The sequence below is a fragment of the Paractinoplanes toevensis genome, assembly GCF_018332695.1.
Taxonomy (GTDB): Bacteria; Actinomycetota; Actinomycetes; order Mycobacteriales; family Micromonosporaceae; genus Actinoplanes; species Actinoplanes toevensis.
This window is the reverse complement of the sequence record NZ_BOQN01000010.1, coordinates 20,470-36,714: the sequence shown is the minus strand read 5'-3', so window position 1 is coordinate 36,714 and position 16,245 is coordinate 20,470. Positions and strand designations below refer to the sequence as shown.

Below are 16,245 nucleotides of genomic sequence, written 5' to 3'. Positions count from 1 at the left end.
GCGGCACGTCTGTTACAGACGTTACAACGGTGTCTTCACGACATCCCGAGAGGGCGAGCATTCGTTGCCGCGACGGCGACGGGCTGGGGTGCGCACTTTTCCCCTTCCCCGATCCCCGTTCAGAGGCAGGTCATGAAGAAACGTCTCATCGCCCTCGGTGCCGTGCTCCTCGCCGTCGCCGCATCGATCGTCGGCCTCGGCAGTCCCGCCTTCGCGGCCACCGGGCTGCACATCTCCGGCACCAACATCGTCGAGTCCAACGGCAACGTCTTCGTGATGCGCGGCATCAACCACGCGCACACCTGGTACACCAGCCAGACCAGCTCGTTCGCCAACATCAAGGCGACCGGCGCCAACACCGTCCGGGTGGTGCTCTCGGGCGGCCGCTGGACGGCCAACTCGGCCAGTGACGTCGCCAACGTCATCGCGCTGTGCAAGGCGAACAAGCTCATCTGCGTCCTCGAGGACCACGACACCACCGGGTACGGCGAGGACGGCGCGGCCTACACCCTCGACCAGGCCGTGAACTACTGGATCGGCCTGAAGAGCGTGCTGGTCGGCCAGGAGGACTACGTCGTCATCAACATCGGCAACGAGCCGATCGGCAACACCAACCCGGGCCAGTGGACGGCCGCCACGGTCGCCGCGATCCAGAAGATGCGCAGCAACGGCTTCCAGCACCTGCTGATGGTCGACGCGCCCAACTGGGGCCAGGACTGGCAGTACACGATGCGCGACAACGGCCAGACCGTGCTGAACGCCGACACCCAGAAGAACACCATCCTGTCGATCCACATGTACGCCGTCTTCAACACCGCCGCCTCGATCGTGTCCTACCTGGACACCTTCAAGAACAACGGCTGGCCGCTGCTGATCGGCGAGTTCGGCTGGCAGTTCTCGTCCGGTGAGGTCGACGACCAGACGGTGATGTCCGAGGCGGTCAAGCGGAACCTCGGCTACATCGGCTGGTCCTGGGCCGGCAACACCGACCCGATCCTCGACATGACCAACAACTTCGACCCCGCTTCGCTCACCACGTGGGGCCAGCGGATCGTCAACGGCCCCAACGGCCTGAAGACCAACAGCAAGCAGGCCACGATCTACGGCGGCACCACGCCGACGACCCCCACCACCCCGCCGACCACCACCCCGACCACTCCGCCCACGACCCCGCCGACCACGGCCCCGACCACACCGCCGACCGGCGCGGGCTGCGCGGCCGCGTACGCGGTGACCGGCTCGTGGCAGGGTGGCTTCCAGGGCGAGGTCAAGGTGACCGCGGGCAGCGCGGCCATCAACGGCTGGACGGTGAACTGGACGTACGCGAACGGCCAGACCGTAACCCAGTCCTGGAACGCGGCCGTGACCAGCAGCGGCTCGACGGTGACCGCCAAGAACGTCAGCTACAACGGCAAGCTGTCGGCCGGCGGCTCGGCGACCTTCGGCTTCCTCGGCTCGTGGAACGGCACCAACAGCATCCCCGCGGTGACCTGCACAGCCAGCTGACCGTTATCGGTTCGCTATCGCCCTCCTGCTCGGCGCCTGCGACAACGGTGCCGAGCAGGTCGGCGGCGGCCGGCCTCGTCACCGCGAAACCGTCGGCCAGCTCGAAAGGCCGCGACCGGGCCGGTGCTGGGGCCGAACGGCTTCAAGACTCTCCAGCTCGCATGTCCGCCGAGATTACGTTGCAGTACAAGAAGCAGGACTGCTACGAATAGTCGGCTCTTCGCGAGAGCGCCTCGGACGAGCGGATGTCGGCCAGGGCGCTCTCCAGCGTCGCGGTGACCGCGTCGAAGCCGGCGCCGCCGAGCACCAGACGCCTCGGCGGCACGGGCCGGGTCATCGCGGCGAGCACGGCCTCGGCGCCGCGGGCGGGATCGCCGGGCTGCTTACCGTCCTGGTCGACCATCGCGCTGCGGACCGCGTCGAGCATCGGCCGGTACGCGGTGATCGTCTCGTCGATCTCCTCGGTGGCGAAGCCGGCGTAGGCGCTGGTCCGGAACGCGCCCGGTTCGACCGCCAGCACCCGGATGCCCAGCGGGGCCACCTCCTCGCGCAGCACCTCGGTGATCGCCTCGATCGCCGCCTTGGTGGCGCTGTAGTAACCGAATCCGGTCACCCCACGCAGTCCCGCCACCGACGACATGTTGACGATCCATCCGCTGCCCCGGGCGCGCATGCCGGGCAGCACCGCCCGCAGCACGGACAGCACGGCGAAGAAATTCAGGTCGAACATCCGGCGTACGTCTTCGTCAGCCGCGCCCTCGACCGAGCCGTACCACCCCCGGCCGGCGTTGTTGACCAGCACGTCGATGCCGCCGAAGCGCTCCTCGGCGGCCCGCACCGCCGCGCGCACCTGATCGCCGTCGGTGACGTCGAGCGGCAGGACCAGGACGCGGTCACCGTGTCGTCGCGCCCACTCGGCCAACTCGGCCGGCCGCCGCGCGGTCAGCGCCACCCGGGCGCCGGCCGCCAGCGCCGCCTCCGCATAGGCCATGCCGAACCCACCCGGCGTGCCGCCGGTGATGAACCATGTTGCTGTCATGGGACTACCTTCGGGGCTCTCCCAGGGGGAGAGTCAAGAGGGCGTGCCGGTCGGCACGGTCAAGTCGCGCATCCACTCCGGCCGGGCCGGCCTGCGCGAATACCCGGCCGGCGCCTAGCGTCCCGCGGAGTCCCGCCGCTCCTGCAGCCCGCGGATCCGGATGTCGCCCTGTTCCTCCTCGGCCCGGTCGCGGCGCGGCGTAGGCGCCGGCGGGGACGCGAACAGCTGGGCGAAGTCGTCGGCCCAGACCTGGCCGAAGAGCTTGGTGCCGGGCATCTCGGCGCGCTGGAAGCGGGCGACCGCGTCGGCCGTGGGCTTCTCGAAGACGCCGTCGGCCCAGCCGGAGTCCGGGTCGGTCACGCCGGGCACGTACCCCTTGCGGATGAGCTGGCTCTGGATCTTTCGGACCCAGACCCTCTCGTCCTGGGTGAAGCCGCCGCGGGACGCGGCCGGGCCGGTGATCAGGCCGAAGTAGTGGCCGCGCGGGAGCGGCCACCGGGTCGAGAACGTTGGAAGAGGCATGCCTTCGACTGTCGGGGCCGGGCGGCCGCGGCGACAGTCAACTGTCCTCGATCCGCGTCAATCCAGGTAGCCGTTGTTGTCGCAGGTGCGGCGCTGGACCACGCAGTCCTTGGTGCGCTTGTTCATGGCGTCGGTGTCCCACACCAGGAAGGCGTCGCCGTGCATCGACGAGGCACTGCGCCCGACCGGGTCCGAGGAGAGGTAGTAGCCCTGCTGGGTGCCCTTCACGCCGTACTGGATGTCGAAGGTCAGCGCCGGGATCCGCACCGGGTGGCCGGCCGGGCAGCCACTGTCCGACCCGTACGCGACATGGTCTTTGTGGTTGGGACTGTCCAGGTTCTTGCCGTCCCAGCAGTCCGGGAACTGCAGCATGAAGTGCAGGGTGGCGGGCTCGCCGCAGATCGGCCAGTTGCCGTTGGTGCTGCGGGCGACGCCGTCCAGGTCGCCGGGACCGTAGAAGGCGCAGTAGAACTGGCCCTGGGCGCCGCGCGGGGTCGGCACCTTCTTCTTGGCGTCCCCGGCGATCATGCGCAGGCCGGTGGGGATCGGCATGACACCCTTGGAGTTGTTCCGGATCGAGCGGTAGTAGACCCGGAAACCGGTGGTCTCGACCGGCTTCTTCGTCGCCGCGTCGTAGAGCGCCGGCACCCAGTAGGACGAGTGGTCCACCACCGGCTTGCAGGTGGTGGCGGTGTACCTGGTCAGGTCCGCGGCGGTGGTGTCCGCGTCGACCGCCTTGTTGCCGACGAACGAGTGCATGTGCGAGGCGCCCGGCAGCCCGGGGAAGACGATCGGGTCGTCCGCCCGCCGGTGACTGTAGGTGCAGTCGGCCCGGAACTCCGGCAGGTTGCCCACGCCGGCCGGCACCGGGTCGACCTTGCGGGCCTGGAACGCGGCGACCTGCTTCTGCCAGGCCGCCGGGTCGACCGGGATCCAGCCACCCTTCGCGACCGGCGCGGCCTTGCCGGTGGCGGCCGGCTTCGAGGCGGGCGGCTTCGAAACCGAAACCGAACTCGGAACCGAACCGGAAACCGAGACCGGAACGGAAGGGCTCGGCGTGACGATCTGCGCGACGTTCGCCGCCGGCCCGGCGGCCGACGACGAGCCATTCAGATGTACGGCGATCGCCGCCACGATGATCGCGACGACGGCCGCGCTGACCAGTACGGCAGCCCGCCGCCGCTTCGGTTCGGTGATCGACACGGGCAGGAGCATAGGAACCGCGCAGCACCGGTTCCTACCTGCTTAAGACGCTGCTAAGAAGGTGTGCCCGTTCGTCCGCCCTTGGCAGCGGTTCGCGTTGGTGCGATCGTCTGGGCGTGGACGACGACATCTACCTCTGGCTGGAAGAGCTGGACGATCCCGATGTCCTGCGGTGGGTGGCGGATCGCAACACCGAGACGCTGACCGCGTTCGCGGGCGAGAACTTCATCCGGACCCGGGACGCGATCCGGGAGGTGCTCGACAGCAAGGACCGCATCCCGTACCCGGACTGGATCGGGGACGGTTTCTACTACAACTTCTGGCGGGACGCCGACCATCCGCGCGGGCTGTGGCGGCGCACCGACGCCGAGCAGTTCCGGCGCGACGAGCCCGACTGGGACGTGCTGCTGGACGTCGACGCGCTGAACGCGGCCGAGGGCGAGAACTGGACGTGGGGCGGCGCCGCGGTGCTGCACCCGGGCTACGACCGGGCGCTGATCAGCCTGTCCCGGGGCGGGGCCGACGCGGTGGTGGTCCGCGAGTTCGACCTGCGGGCCCGGGGTTTCGTCACGGGCGGGTTCACGCTGCCCGAGGCGAAGAGCGACGTCGACTGGATCGACGCCGACCACATCTTCGTGGGCACCGACTTCGGGCCCGGGTCGCTGACGTCCTCGGGCTATCCGCGGATCGCCAAGCGGTGGCGGCGTGGCACGCCGCTGGCCGAGGCGGAGACGATCTTCGAGGGGCAGGCCGACGACGTCGCGGTCATTGCCGGCCACGACTCGACGCCCGGGTACGAGCGGGACATCGTGAGCCGCTACCGGGACTTCTACCACGCCGAGCACTATGTGCTGGCGCCGAGCGGGGAACTCGTCCGGATCGACGTGCCGGATGACGCCTTCTGCGACGTACACCAGGATTGGCTCGTTGTTCGTCTGCGGTCCGGATGGACCGTCGGCGGGGTCAGCTATCCGGCCGGGGCGCTGCTCGTCACGAAGTTCGGCGAGCGGGACTTCACCGTGCTGTTCCAGCCGGACGAGCACACCTCGTTCAGCTCCTACGCCTGGACCCGCAATCACCTGCTGCTCGCCACGATGACCGACGTCAAGACGCGGCTGTACCTGCTCACCCCGGACACGCCGCAGTGGCGGCGGGAGCCGCTGCCGGGCACCGCGGAGTTCGACCGAACCTGGATCGCCGACACCGATCCGGACAACGACGACTCGTACCTGATCTCCGCCGAGGGTTTCCTGCGCCCGGCGACTCTCGGCATCGCGACCGCCGGCGGCGAGGTCACCGTCCTCAAGCACGAGCCGGAGTTCTTCGATCCGGGCGGCCTGACGGTGCGCCAGTTCTTCGCCGTCTCGGCCGACGGCACGCGGGTGCCCTACTTCGTCGTGGGTGCCGGTGCCGCCGGGCCGGCGCTGCTCACCGGGTACGGCGGCTTCGAGATCTCGCTGACGCCGGACTACGACGGGGTGATCGGGCGGGGCTGGCTCGCCCGGGGCGGCACCTACGTGGTCGCGAACATCCGTGGTGGCGGCGAATACGGCCCGGACTGGCACCGGGCCGCGCAGCGGGAGAACCGGCCCCGGGCGTTCGAGGACTTCGCGGCCGTCGCCGAAGACCTGGTGGCCCGGGGGATCACCACGCCGGCCCAACTCGGGGTCGAGGGCGGCAGCAACGGTGGCCTGCTGATGGGCGTGATGCTGACCCGCTACCCGGAACTGTTCGGGGCGGTCGTCGCCACCGTGCCGCTGCTCGACATGCGCCGCTACACCGAGCTGCTGGCCGGCCGGTCGTGGATCGCCGAGTACGGGGATCCCGGCATCGAGGCTGACTGGGCCCACCTGCGGGAGTTCTCGCCGTACCAGAACGTCCGTCCCGGCCGCCCCTACCCGCCGGTCCTGCTGATCAGCTCGACCCGCGACGACCGGGTGCATCCCGGGCACGCCCGCAAGATGCTCGCCCGGTTGCGCGAGTGCGGCTACGACGCCTCCTACTACGAGAACGTCGAGGGCGGCCACGGCGCGGCCGCGGACAACGAGCAGGCCGCCACGATCGCGGCCCTCACTCTGGAATTCCTCTGGCGGAACCTGGGGTAATGGCCGGCCGGGCCGCTCGCGCGACCCGGCCGGGGAACCGGCGATCAGACGACGGGGGTCTCGCTGGGCGTCGGGTCCGTGGTGGGAGTGGGATCGGTCGGCTCGGGGGTAGCCGTGTCGGTGGGCTCGGGGGTCGCGGTGTCGGTCGGCTCCGGCGTGGCCGTGTCGGTGGGCTCCGGGGTCGCGGTGTCGGTCGGCTCCGGGTCCGGGGCGGTCGCGTTCACGAAGACCGGGCCACCCTGGGTGGTGTCGCTGACCGGTGCGTAGGCCGCCGTCCAGTACGCGGTCGACAGGCACAGCACCGAACCGGTGATCTTGTTGAACTGCTGGTTGGCGAACTTGATCGAGTTGGTCGTGTTGTCGGCGGCACCGGCGAGCGAACCGGCGACCGGCTGGTAGACGCAGGTGACCGTGCCGAGGATCGTGCTGATCACCACGGTGGCCTGGATCGGGCCGGCGCTGCCCGGGGCGACCGCCACCGCGCCGGTGGTGCCGTCCACGCTGACCGAGTAGGGCAGGTTGTTCAGCGTCACGCTGCGCACCCCGGTGGTGCCGACGATGTTGCTGGTGCAGCCGCTGAAGGTCTGCGCGTCGACGGTCTCGGTGGCCACTCCCGGCGCGGGCGGGTTCGCCGTGACGGTCGAGGAGAGGGTCGAGGCCGTGCACTTGACGCCGCTGGTGCCGTTGGTCGTCGAGTAGAAGGTGGCGGTGGTGCCACTGGCCAGCGACGCGGCGACGGTGTCGCCGACCGCGACGTTCGTGCCGCCGACCGCGCCGACCGTGAGCACGGCCCCGCTGTCGGCGAACGCGGTGGACGCGAGGAGGGTCGCGCACAGCGCGCCGCCCGCCACACTCGCCAGGTACAGGTATTTACGCATTACTGCTCCTACTCCGCTGGTTGCTTTTGTCGGTGGCCTACAAAGCGGTGCCCCTAAATTGGAAATGGCATCCAATCGGGAGAGGGAAAAGCGCGGCGGGGGAGGGCAAACCCGCAGGTGGACGCGGTCTTCCCAGGTGGACGGTAAGGCGATCGCATTGATACCGGTCAGTAACAAGTGGATTTATATGCCGCGCTCGGCCGATTCGTCAAGGCCATGAAGAAGGTCTATTTGTATACGCGAACTATGCTGGCGCGATGGATCTCGAGTTCAGCGGCGAGATGTGGTTCTGGCGGGGGCCGGCGCCGTGGCACTTCGTCACCGTGCCCGAGCGGGAGTGCGAGGCCATCGCCGACGCCGCCTCGATGGTCACCTACGGCTGGGGGATGATCCCGGTGACCGCCCGGATCGGCGGCACCGACTGGACGACGTCGCTCTGGCCCAAGGACGGCCGCTACATCGTGCCGATCAAGACCAAGGTCCGCGCGGCCGAGCAGATCGACCTGGGCGACACCGTCACCGTGCGCCTCACCCTCTGACGGCGCCGCGGGCCTGCCTACTTCCAGTACTTCGTCTCGACGTTCGGGTCGACCGGGTCGCCGCCGCCGTAGACGTACGCCCTGGCGGCGCTGTCGCCCAGCTGGGCCAGCAGGAACTGCGCCGTCCAGCGGCCGATCGTCTCGACCGCGGTGGCCTGGGCCAGGGTCTGCGCCGAGCCGTCCGGGATGGCCCCGGCCGGCTTCTGCGCGTCGATGATGCCGTAGCGGTTGGCGCCGACGCGACCTTGCGGGCGAAGGCCGAGTAGAAGCCCTTGTCACGGTCGCGCCCTGCAGCAGCAGGACGACCGGCCAGTCCTTGTGCGACGCGGACGTCACCGGCGAGCCATGTCCGAAAAGGACTAGACGGTGAGTGCCTGGCGCGCCGCCGATGTCAGAACTGTGCCATCTCCGTCGCGGCGCCGCGAAGTGTGGCAGAACTCTGACATCGCCGTTCCCCGAGTTTCCGCTGTTTTCTAGGGCTGTCGCCTCTGGACAGGGCCGGTGGCTACAGAGTTGGAACAGTTAGGAAATGTCAGAGTAATGACTCGCGGCCAGTCTGCTCTCACTAGCAGCGGCCCGTCCTGGACATCTGCATCGACACGATCCGCCGTGCCGCGACCCCGGCGTCACGCCCCCTCACCAGGAACGGAGTTCTCACATATGTTCACCACCAGCAAGCGGCTGCGTGCGCTTGTGGCAACGGGCGCCATCGGGACGACCATGGCCCTCGTGCTCGCCGGCTGTGGCGCCCGAGCCAGTGACGACACGGCCGGTGCCGGGTCATCCGCGGCAGCCAGCTGCGTCGACACCTCCGGCGACACCATCAAGCTGGGCTTCCTCAACTCCCTTACCGGCGGCATGGCGATCTCCGAGAAGACCGTCTCCAACGTGCTGCACATGGCCGCCGACGAGATCAACACCAGCGGCGGCATCCTCGGCAAGAAGATCCAGTACGTCCAGGAAGACGGTGCTACCGACTGGCCCACCTTCGCGGAGAAGACCGAGAAGCTGCTCACCCAGGACTGCGTCGGCGCGATCTTCGGCGGCTGGACCTCGTCATCCCGCAAGGCCGTGAAGCCGGTCGTCGAGAAGCTCAACGGCCTCTTCTTCTACCCGGTGCAGTACGAGGGCCTCGAGGCGTCGCCGAACATCTACTACACCGGCGCGACCACCAACCAGCAGATCATCCCGGCAATGGACTTCCTCGCCTCCAAGGGGGTGAAGACGCTGTTCCTGGCCGGCAGCGACTACGTCTTCCCCCGCACCGCGAACGCGATCATCAAGCTCTACGCGGCCAAGCTCGGCATCAAGATCGTCGGTGAGGAGTACGTACCCCTCGACAAGGACGACTGGACCAGCCAGGTAGCGAAGATCGTGGCGGCCAAGCCCGACTTCATCTTCAACACCATCAACGGCTCGTCGAACGTCGGCTTCATCAAGGCCTACTACGACGCCGGCCTGACGCCCGCGAAGACTCCGATCATCTCGGTGTCGATCGCCGAGGAGGAGGCGCCGGCCATGGGCCACGCGGTCACCGGCAACTACGCGTCCTGGAACTACTTCCAGTCGCTCAAGACCGACACCAACCCCAAGTTCATCCAGAGCTGGAAGGCCTACCCCAACAGCAGCGGTGTCACCTCCGACCCGATGGAGGCCGCCTACATCTCGCTGTACCTGTACAAGGAACTCGTCGAGGCGGCCGGCTCGTTCGACGTCAACGCGGTGAACGCCGCGGCGAAGTCGAAGACCATCACGTTCGACGCGCCGGAGGGCAAGGTCTCGCTCAACGGCACGAACCACCACATCTCCAAGCCCGGCCACATCGGCCAGATCAACGCCAACAACCAGTTCGACATCGTCTGGGCCTCCGACAAGTTCATCGAGCCAGACCCGTACCTCGAGGGCTACGACTGGTTCCCGGCGGACATCCGTAAGCAGCTCGCGGGTGCAGCGGGCTGATCGTCCGCCCCGTACGGACGCGGGGTTGCGTGTCGCCCGCGGCAGGCAACCCCGCGCACCCGGACTCGAATCCTTGAACGCCCGTCTCCGCACAGAGAGCGAAAGCACGTGGACGCACTGATCCCACAGCTGCTGAACGGCAGTGCACAAGGTGCGCTGCTCCTGCTCGCCGCGCTGGGCCTCTCGCTCACCTTCGGCCAGATGGGCGTGATCAACATGGCCCATGGCGAGTTCCTCATGCTCGGCGCCTTCACCGCCTACCTTGTCCAGCAGGTCATCGCGGCCAGCGACCTGTCGATCCCGGTCGCGCTGCCGGTCGCCTTCGTGGTCGCCGGCCTGTTCGGCCTCCTGCTGGAGGTCACCATCATCCGGTGGATGTACCGCCGGCCCCTCGACACCCTGCTCGTCACGGTCGGGGTCAGCCTGATCCTGCAGCAGGCGGCACTACAGATCTTCCCGTCCCAGGGCGTCCCGGTGGAGAAGCCCAGCTGGCTCGACGGGCAGCTGAACATCCTCGGCTACGAATGGCCGCTGCGGCAGCTGTTCACCATCGTGCTCGCGGCCGTCTGCGTCGCCGCGCTGTCGGCCTGGCTCAAGTACACCTCGTTCGGCCGCCGCATCCGGGCGACCGTGCACAACCGGGACCTCGCCGAGACCACCGGGATCTCCACCCGCACCATCGACCGCCTCACCTTCTTCGTCGGGTCGGGTCTAGCCGGGGTCGCCGGAGTGGCCGCGTCACTCATCGGCGGCACGAACTCCCAGATGGGCGCGCAGTACATCATCCCGGCCTTCCTCGTCGTCGCCGCCGGTGGCATCGGCCAGCTCAAGGGCACCATCATCGCCGCGTGGGCGGTGGGCGTCGCCCTCTCGTGCTTCGCCTACTGGACGACCGGCAGCCTGGCGCAGGTGCTCGCCTTCATCCTCGTGATCGTCTTCCTGCAACTACGCCCGCAGGGCCTGTTCACGGTGCGAACCAGGAGTCTGGCATGACCAAGCTGAAGCCATGGATCTCCCTCAGCGGCATCGGGATGTTCGCCGTCGTGCTCCTCGCGGTCGCTCCCCTCGTACTTACCGATCACTGGCTCACCAACCTCGGCAAGTACTGCTGCTGGGCCATCGCCGCCGTCGGCATCGGCCTCGCGTGGGGCCGGGGCGGGATGCTCGTGATGGGGCAGGGGGTGTTCTTCGCCCTCGGTGCCTACGCGATGGCCATGCACCTCACGCTGGAGACCGCCGGTGACCGAGTTCCGGGGTTCATGGTGCTCTACGACCCGCTCGCGCCGCTCCCGGCGTTCTGGGAGCCGTTCCGCAGCGCGGGGTTCACCCTGCTGGCGATCGTGCTGCTCCCGGTGATCGCGGCCGGCATCCTCGGCTACGCGCTGTTCAAGCGCCGCGTGAAGGGCGCGTATTTCGCGATCCTGACGCAGGCGCTCGCCGTCGCGCTGGCCACCCTGATCAGCTCCACGATCCGCGAGACCGGCGGCGACACCGGGCTCAGCGACTTCAAGCTTTTCTTCGGCTTCGTGCTGAACGACCCGGCGAACAAGGTCATGGTGTACCTCATCGCGGCCGGGCTGCTCATCGTGTGCCTGCTCGCGGTGTGGCAGTTCTATCGCAGCCGCTTCGGTGAGCTCCTCGTCGCCACCCGGGACGCCGAGGAGCGGGTGCGCTTCCTCGGCTACGACCCGGCCAACATCAAGCTCGTCGCCTTCGTCGTCTCCGCGCTGATGGCGAGCATCGGCGGGGCGATGTTCGTGCCCATCGTCGGCATCATCACCCCGGCCGAGATCGGCGCCGCCGCCTCGATCCTCATGATCGCGGGCGTTGCCTTCGGCGGCCGCGCATCGCTCTTCGGCCCCGCGCTCGGCGCGATGGCGGTCGGATGGGGGCAGTCGAGCCTCGGCTCGACCTGGCCCGACGGCTGGACGTACATCCTCGGTCTGCTGTTCGTCGTCGTCATCCTCCTCCTGCCGAACGGACTGTCGTCGCTGCCGGCCAGGTTCACCGGGTGGACGCGCCGGAGCCCGGCCGAACAGCCCGCCCCGGCGTTCGACGCCGCAGAGCTCGAAGAGGTGCGGTCATGACCGACGCTTCCCTGGTTGTCACCGATCTCCACGTCGAGTTCTCGGGTTTCGTCGCGGTCGGCGGCGTCTCCTTCGACGCGCATCCCGGCGAGGTCCGGTTCCTCATCGGCCCGAACGGCGCCGGCAAGACGACCTGCATCGACGCCATCACGGGGCTGACCAAGGGCACCGGGTCGGCCAGACTCGGGGAGAAGGAGCTACTCGGCAAGCAGGTACACAAGATCGTCCGCCTCGGGGTCGGCCGCACGTTCCAGACCGCGAGCGTCTTCGACGAGTTGACCGTGCTGCAGAACCTCGACATCGCCGCCGGGCTCCACCGCTCAGCGTTCTCGCTGCTGCGGGCCCGGCACGGCATCGACCCGTCGATCGAGCAGGCGTTGGCGGAGACCGGACTCGCCGCCGAGCTCGCCACGCCGGCCGGCATCCTGTCGCACGGCCAGAAGCAGTGGCTGGAGATCGCGATGCTGCTCGTGCAGGACGCGAAGGTGCTCCTGCTCGACGAGCCGGTCGCCGGCATGAGTCACGACGAACGCACCGCGACCGGCGAGCTTCTGCAGCGCATCGCGGCGAAGCGCATCGTGCTCGTGGTCGAGCACGACATGGACTTCATGCGCCGCTTCGCCACCCGCGTGACAGTGCTGCACCAGGGCAAGGTGCTCTCGCAGGGCACGGTGGCCGAGGTTCAGGCCGATCCCAAGGTGCAGGAGGTCTACCTCGGCACCGCGGGCGCCGCCACCACGGCCGCCATGGCGGTCGTGCCAGAAACGGTGGCCGAGACGCTGAAGCTGACGGAGGACTGACATGCTCGAGATCACCGACATCGAGGCCGGCTACGGGCGCACGCGGGTGCTGCACGGCGTGACGGTGCCGGCCGGCAAGGTGGTGGCCGTGCTCGGCCACAACGGCGCCGGCAAGACGACCCTGCTCCGTCTCGCGATCGGCCTCCTCAAGCCGTCGAAGGGCCGCGTGCTGTTCGACGGCGAGAACATCGCGGCGCTCGCCCCCAACCAGCGTGTTGCTCGCGGCATGGCGTACGTGCCGCAGGGTCAGCAGGCGTTCGGCCAGCTCACGACGCTGGAGAATCTGCAGCTCGCCGCCGACGGGCGCCGGCGCGGCAAGGCTCTGATCGAAGCGCAGATGGCCCGCTTCCCCGCCCTGGAGAAGTTCGCCACCCGGAAGGCGGGCCTGCTCTCGGGCGGGCAGCGCCAGCAGCTCGCGATCGCCCGCGCCCTCATCACCGAGCCGAAGCTGCTCATCCTGGACGAGCCGACCGAGGGCATCCAGCCCACGATCGTCGCCGAGATCGAGCAGACCATCATGCAGCTGGCCGGCGAGGGCATCAATGTGCTGCTCGTCGAGCAGCACATCGGCTTTGCCCTCGAGGCCGCCGAGCGTTACGTCGTGCTCGCCTCGGGCTTCGTCACACATACCGGTGATGGTGGTTCGGCAGCGGCCTCCACCGTGCGAGCCGCCATGGCGATCTGAGGCGATGTGACCCACGTCGGCAATGCCGTCGTAACACCGGACAGCGATGCTTCCCCCACGCAAGGTGCCTTAGGGGATGCCACTGTGTCGACGTACAACGCGCGCGCGGCCGCAGAGGACAGCCTGGAGGACTACGCCTTCCGCTATGTGCCGCGCACGTTCCGGCGCTGGAGCGCGGCCTCGGTCGGCGCGACCGCCCTCGGGTCCATCGCGTTCCTCGCCGACTTCTCGATCGGCGCGAGCATCGGCATCGACCACGGCACCCCCAACGCCGTGCTCGGCATCGTGTTCGCGTCGGTCATCATCCTCATCGTCGGTGTGCCCGTCGCCTACTACGCCGCCCGCTACAACCTCGACCTCGACCTCATCGCCCGCGGCTCCGGATTCGGCTACTACGGCTCCATCATCACGACCGTCGTCTTCGCGGGCTTCACCTGCATCTTCTTCGCCCTGGAGGGCGCCATCATGGCGCAGGGGCTGCAACTGGCGACGGGGATGCCGCTGTGGATCGGCTATCTCATCTCGACCGTCGTCGTGATCCCGATCGTCATCTACGGCATGCGTGCGCTGGAGCGCCTGCAGTTCTGGACGACGCCCCTATGGCTCGCCCTCGCCCTGTTGCCGCTGCTGTGGATCGTCGTCTCCGACCCCGAGGCGGTCCGCTCCTTCACGTCGTTCACCGGCAACTCCGACGGCTCGATCAGCTTCGGCGCCGTCGTCTCGAGTGCGGCCGTGTGCTTCGCACTCACCCCGCAGCTGGCGGAGCAGATCGACTACCTTCGCGCCATGCCGCCGCGTACGCCGTCGAACGCCCGCTCGTGGTGGACGTCGTTCGCGTTCGCCGGTCCGGGCTGGGTCGTCTTCAGCGGCACCAAGCAGGTGATCGGGGTGTTTCTCGCCGTCTACCTCCTCGTGCGGGTCGAACCCGGTCTCGGGCACCAGGCGACCGAACCGGTCAAGCAATTCGTCGTGATGTACCAAACCCTCATCCCCGACTGGCTCGCGATCGTTCTCGCGCTGGTGCTCATCGTGGTCGCGCAGGTGAAGATCAACGTGACGAACGCCTACTCGGGCTCACTCGCGTGGTCGAACGTCTTCACCCGGGTGGCGAAGCACTACCCGGGTCGCACGATCTTCGTTCTGTTCAACCTCGTGATCGCCTACACGTTCATGATGTTGGACGTCTTCACCCTCATCTCCTTCGTGCTGAGCCTCTACGCGAACGTCGTCATGGCCTGGCTCGTGACGATCGCCACCGATATCGCGATCAACAAGTGGGTGCTGCGTATCTCGCCGCGCTTCCCCGAGTTCCGCCGCGGCATGCTGCACGACTGGAACCCGGTGGGGCTCGCGTCGGTGGGGCTGGCCTCGGTGCTGTCGCTGCTCGCGTTCGCCGGGTTGCTCGGCGCCGCTGTCAAGCCGTTCTCGGTGCTCATCGCGATCGGCGTCGCGTTCGTGACCACGCCGGTCATGGCCCTCGCCACGCGGGGGCGCTACTACCTGCGCCGCCACTCCGACGGCATCGACTCCCCCCGGTTCGACGAGCACGGCAACCCCTCCGGCGAGCGGCTCCGCTGCCATGTCACCGGCTATACGTTCGAGCGGCCGGATATGCTGGCCTCGGCCGAGAGGGGACCGCGCGGCGAGGTGCAGTACGTCTCGTCGCTGGCGCTCACACTCGACAATTCCGATCGCTACGTGCTCCCGCCGGAGGTCGCCAGGCCCACGCACTGGGCGACCACCCGAGGGAGGGGGACGTGATGGAGGAGCCGGTCGACACCGCGACCGCGATTCTCGCGAGCGCCGCGGTGCTGCTGCGCGAGCGCACGTTCGACGACATCTCCTATCGTGTCCTCGCCGACGAGGTCGGCATCTCGGAGCGCACGATCTACCGCCAGTACCCCACGCGTGCGCACCTGCTCGCCGCCCTCTCGAACTGGATCGAGCAGACCCGCTTCCCGCTGCCGCCGTTCGTGACCGTGTCCGATTTCCGCGCCGCCGTGCACGAGCGCTTCCGCGCTTTCGACACGTTGCCCGCGTACGCGTACGTCGGCGCACGGGCGTCCGCGATCTCGCCGACGCTCGACACCGAGCCGGCCTACATCACGCGTGCGATCGAGGCGATGCTCGACGTGGCGGCGCCGACGCTCAACCGGCGGGATCGGCGGCGGGTCGCGGCATCCCTGCGCTACTTCTCGTCGGCGATGTTCTGGGCGCGCCTGCGCACGGGCTTCGACCTGGATGCCGGCGAGATCTGCGACGCGTTCGATCGCGCCGTCGACACCGTGCTCGCCAAGCTGCCCGACGCCACGTGGGCGGAGCCGTGACCGAGCCGACGGCCGTCCCGGCGCTGAGCGGCACGCAAGAGGCGATCCTCGCCGCCTACGCCGGACTGATCGAGGAGGTCGGCAGCGACGACGTGTCGAACCGGGTCATCGCGCGCCGGGCCGGCATCGCCGAGCGCACGGTGTTCCGCAACTACCCCACGCGGGTCGACCTGCTGCTGGCGACCGCGGCGTGGCTCGAGGCGACGGTGTTCGCCCGCGAGGAGTCACACTCGATCTTCGACATCCCCCTCGCGATCCGCGACGCGATGCAGCGGTACGACGCGCGCCCGGAGCTCGCGCACGTCGTCGCCGAGACGGCGATGCGCGGCGTGAACGGCGCGACGCCGTCGCCCGGCCGGGCGCAACTCGAACGATTGCTGGACGGTGAGGTGCCATCCCTCGACGCGGCGCAGCGCAGGGCGGTCATCGCGGCGCTGTCGCACCTCGACTCCGTCGGGACGTGGGTGACGTTCCGCCGCGAGTTCGGTATGGACCGGCGAGACATCGCCGACGCCGCCGCGTGGGCGGCGGAGGCGGTGCTCGACCGCATCCGCGACCGCGTCGCCCCGTAACGGGGCGGATAAGCCCAGCTCGC

General features: G+C 68.8%; 15 protein-coding genes. 11 read left to right on the top strand and 4 right to left on the bottom strand.

Going from position 1 to position 16,245, the window contains the following annotated elements; translation table 11 throughout:
- Positions 1-132 precede the first annotated feature (132 nt).
- Positions 133-1,506 (top strand): cellulase family glycosylhydrolase, encoded by a 1,374-nt coding sequence (locus Ato02nite_RS03620; RefSeq protein WP_213004912.1) that lies wholly within the window; start codon positions 133-135, stop codon positions 1,504-1,506.
- Between the two features lie 202 nt (positions 1,507-1,708).
- Here the strand turns inward: Ato02nite_RS03620 and Ato02nite_RS03615 are convergent, their stop codons facing one another.
- The 3 genes from Ato02nite_RS03615 to Ato02nite_RS03605 all read right to left on the bottom strand — a co-directional run bounded on the left by Ato02nite_RS03615 (position 1,709) and on the right by Ato02nite_RS03605 (position 4,270).
- Positions 1,709-2,545 carry an SDR family NAD(P)-dependent oxidoreductase gene (locus Ato02nite_RS03615; protein ID WP_213004911.1) on the bottom strand — a complete coding sequence of 279 codons (837 nt, stop codon included), beginning with the start codon at positions 2,543-2,545 and terminating at the stop codon, positions 1,709-1,711.
- A 114-nt stretch (positions 2,546-2,659) separates the two neighbouring features.
- On the bottom strand, positions 2,660-3,067 hold the full coding sequence (locus Ato02nite_RS03610; RefSeq protein ID WP_213004910.1) for a peptidoglycan-binding domain-containing protein: 408 nt from the start codon (positions 3,065-3,067) through the stop codon (positions 2,660-2,662).
- Between the two features lie 57 nt (positions 3,068-3,124).
- Positions 3,125-4,270 carry a DUF1996 domain-containing protein gene (locus Ato02nite_RS03605; RefSeq protein ID WP_213004909.1) on the bottom strand — a complete coding sequence of 382 codons (1,146 nt, stop codon included), beginning with the start codon at positions 4,268-4,270 and terminating at the stop codon, positions 3,125-3,127.
- 116 nt (positions 4,271-4,386) lie between these two features.
- Between Ato02nite_RS03605 and Ato02nite_RS03600 the strand changes: the two genes are divergently transcribed.
- Positions 4,387-6,375, top strand: coding sequence for a prolyl oligopeptidase family serine peptidase (locus Ato02nite_RS03600; protein ID WP_213004908.1), 1,989 nt, complete (start codon positions 4,387-4,389; stop codon positions 6,373-6,375).
- Between the two features lie 44 nt (positions 6,376-6,419).
- Here Ato02nite_RS03600 and Ato02nite_RS03595 read toward each other — a convergent pair whose 3' ends face one another.
- Positions 6,420-7,253: a Tat pathway signal sequence domain protein gene (locus tag Ato02nite_RS03595; RefSeq protein WP_213004907.1), complete on the bottom strand. Its 834-nt coding sequence runs from the start codon at positions 7,251-7,253 to the stop codon at positions 6,420-6,422.
- 257 nt (positions 7,254-7,510) lie between these two features.
- Here Ato02nite_RS03595 and Ato02nite_RS03590 point away from each other — a divergent pair, with 257 nt between their 5' ends.
- The 9 genes from Ato02nite_RS03590 (at position 7,511) to Ato02nite_RS03550 (ending at position 16,222) form a co-directional block, all read left to right on the top strand.
- A complete protein-coding gene (locus Ato02nite_RS03590; protein ID WP_213004906.1) occupies positions 7,511-7,792 on the top strand; it encodes a DUF1905 domain-containing protein in 282 nt (93 codons plus the stop codon).
- Between the two features lie 660 nt (positions 7,793-8,452).
- Positions 8,453-9,751, top strand: a complete 1,299-nt coding sequence (gene urtA, locus Ato02nite_RS03585) for an urea ABC transporter substrate-binding protein (protein ID WP_213004905.1) — start codon at positions 8,453-8,455, stop codon at positions 9,749-9,751.
- A 108-nt stretch (positions 9,752-9,859) separates the two neighbouring features.
- Positions 9,860-10,744, top strand: a complete 885-nt coding sequence (gene urtB / locus Ato02nite_RS03580; RefSeq protein WP_213004904.1) for an urea ABC transporter permease subunit UrtB — start codon at positions 9,860-9,862, stop codon at positions 10,742-10,744.
- A complete protein-coding gene (gene urtC, locus Ato02nite_RS03575) occupies positions 10,741-11,838 on the top strand; it encodes an urea ABC transporter permease subunit UrtC (RefSeq protein ID WP_213004903.1) in 1,098 nt (365 codons plus the stop codon). The genes urtB and urtC overlap by 4 nt, the downstream gene beginning before the upstream one ends.
- Positions 11,835-12,638, top strand: a complete 804-nt coding sequence (gene urtD, locus Ato02nite_RS03570) for an urea ABC transporter ATP-binding protein UrtD (RefSeq protein ID WP_213004902.1) — start codon at positions 11,835-11,837, stop codon at positions 12,636-12,638. The genes urtC and urtD overlap by 4 nt, the downstream gene beginning before the upstream one ends.
- A gap of 1 nt (position 12,639) precedes the next feature.
- On the top strand, positions 12,640-13,323 hold the full coding sequence (locus tag Ato02nite_RS03565) for an ATP-binding cassette domain-containing protein (RefSeq protein ID WP_213004901.1): 684 nt from the start codon (positions 12,640-12,642) through the stop codon (positions 13,321-13,323).
- 84 nt (positions 13,324-13,407) lie between these two features.
- On the top strand, positions 13,408-15,084 hold the full coding sequence (locus Ato02nite_RS03560) for a purine-cytosine permease family protein (RefSeq protein WP_213004900.1): 1,677 nt from the start codon (positions 13,408-13,410) through the stop codon (positions 15,082-15,084).
- The gene (locus Ato02nite_RS03555; RefSeq protein WP_246606061.1) at positions 15,084-15,650 is read left to right on the top strand and encodes a TetR/AcrR family transcriptional regulator; all 567 of its coding nucleotides are present in this window, start codon (positions 15,084-15,086) and stop codon (positions 15,648-15,650) included. Before Ato02nite_RS03560 ends, Ato02nite_RS03555 begins: the two co-directional genes overlap by 1 nt.
- Complete coding sequence (locus Ato02nite_RS03550) at positions 15,647-16,222, top strand: TetR/AcrR family transcriptional regulator (RefSeq protein WP_213004898.1); 576 nt, start codon at positions 15,647-15,649, stop codon at positions 16,220-16,222. The genes Ato02nite_RS03555 and Ato02nite_RS03550 overlap by 4 nt, the downstream gene beginning before the upstream one ends.
- Positions 16,223-16,245: the final 23 nt, after the last annotated feature.

Coding starts and splice junctions, on each gene's coding strand:
- urtA (WP_213004905.1), top strand. CDS start 8,453: ATGTTCACCACCAGCAAGCGGCTGCGTGCGCTTGTGGCAACGGGCGCC.
- Ato02nite_RS03610 (WP_213004910.1), bottom strand. CDS start 3,067: ATGCCTCTTCCAACGTTCTCGACCCGGTGGCCGCTCCCGCGCGGCCAC.
- Ato02nite_RS03620 (WP_213004912.1), top strand. CDS start 133: ATGAAGAAACGTCTCATCGCCCTCGGTGCCGTGCTCCTCGCCGTCGCC.
- Ato02nite_RS03595 (WP_213004907.1), bottom strand. CDS start 7,253: ATGCGTAAATACCTGTACCTGGCGAGTGTGGCGGGCGGCGCGCTGTGC.
- urtC (WP_213004903.1), top strand. CDS start 10,741: ATGACCAAGCTGAAGCCATGGATCTCCCTCAGCGGCATCGGGATGTTC.
- Ato02nite_RS03615 (WP_213004911.1), bottom strand. CDS start 2,545: ATGACAGCAACATGGTTCATCACCGGCGGCACGCCGGGTGGGTTCGGC.
- Ato02nite_RS03565 (WP_213004901.1), top strand. CDS start 12,640: ATGCTCGAGATCACCGACATCGAGGCCGGCTACGGGCGCACGCGGGTG.
- Ato02nite_RS03555 (WP_246606061.1), top strand. CDS start 15,084: ATGGAGGAGCCGGTCGACACCGCGACCGCGATTCTCGCGAGCGCCGCG.
- urtD (WP_213004902.1), top strand. CDS start 11,835: ATGACCGACGCTTCCCTGGTTGTCACCGATCTCCACGTCGAGTTCTCG.
- Ato02nite_RS03590 (WP_213004906.1), top strand. CDS start 7,511: ATGGATCTCGAGTTCAGCGGCGAGATGTGGTTCTGGCGGGGGCCGGCG.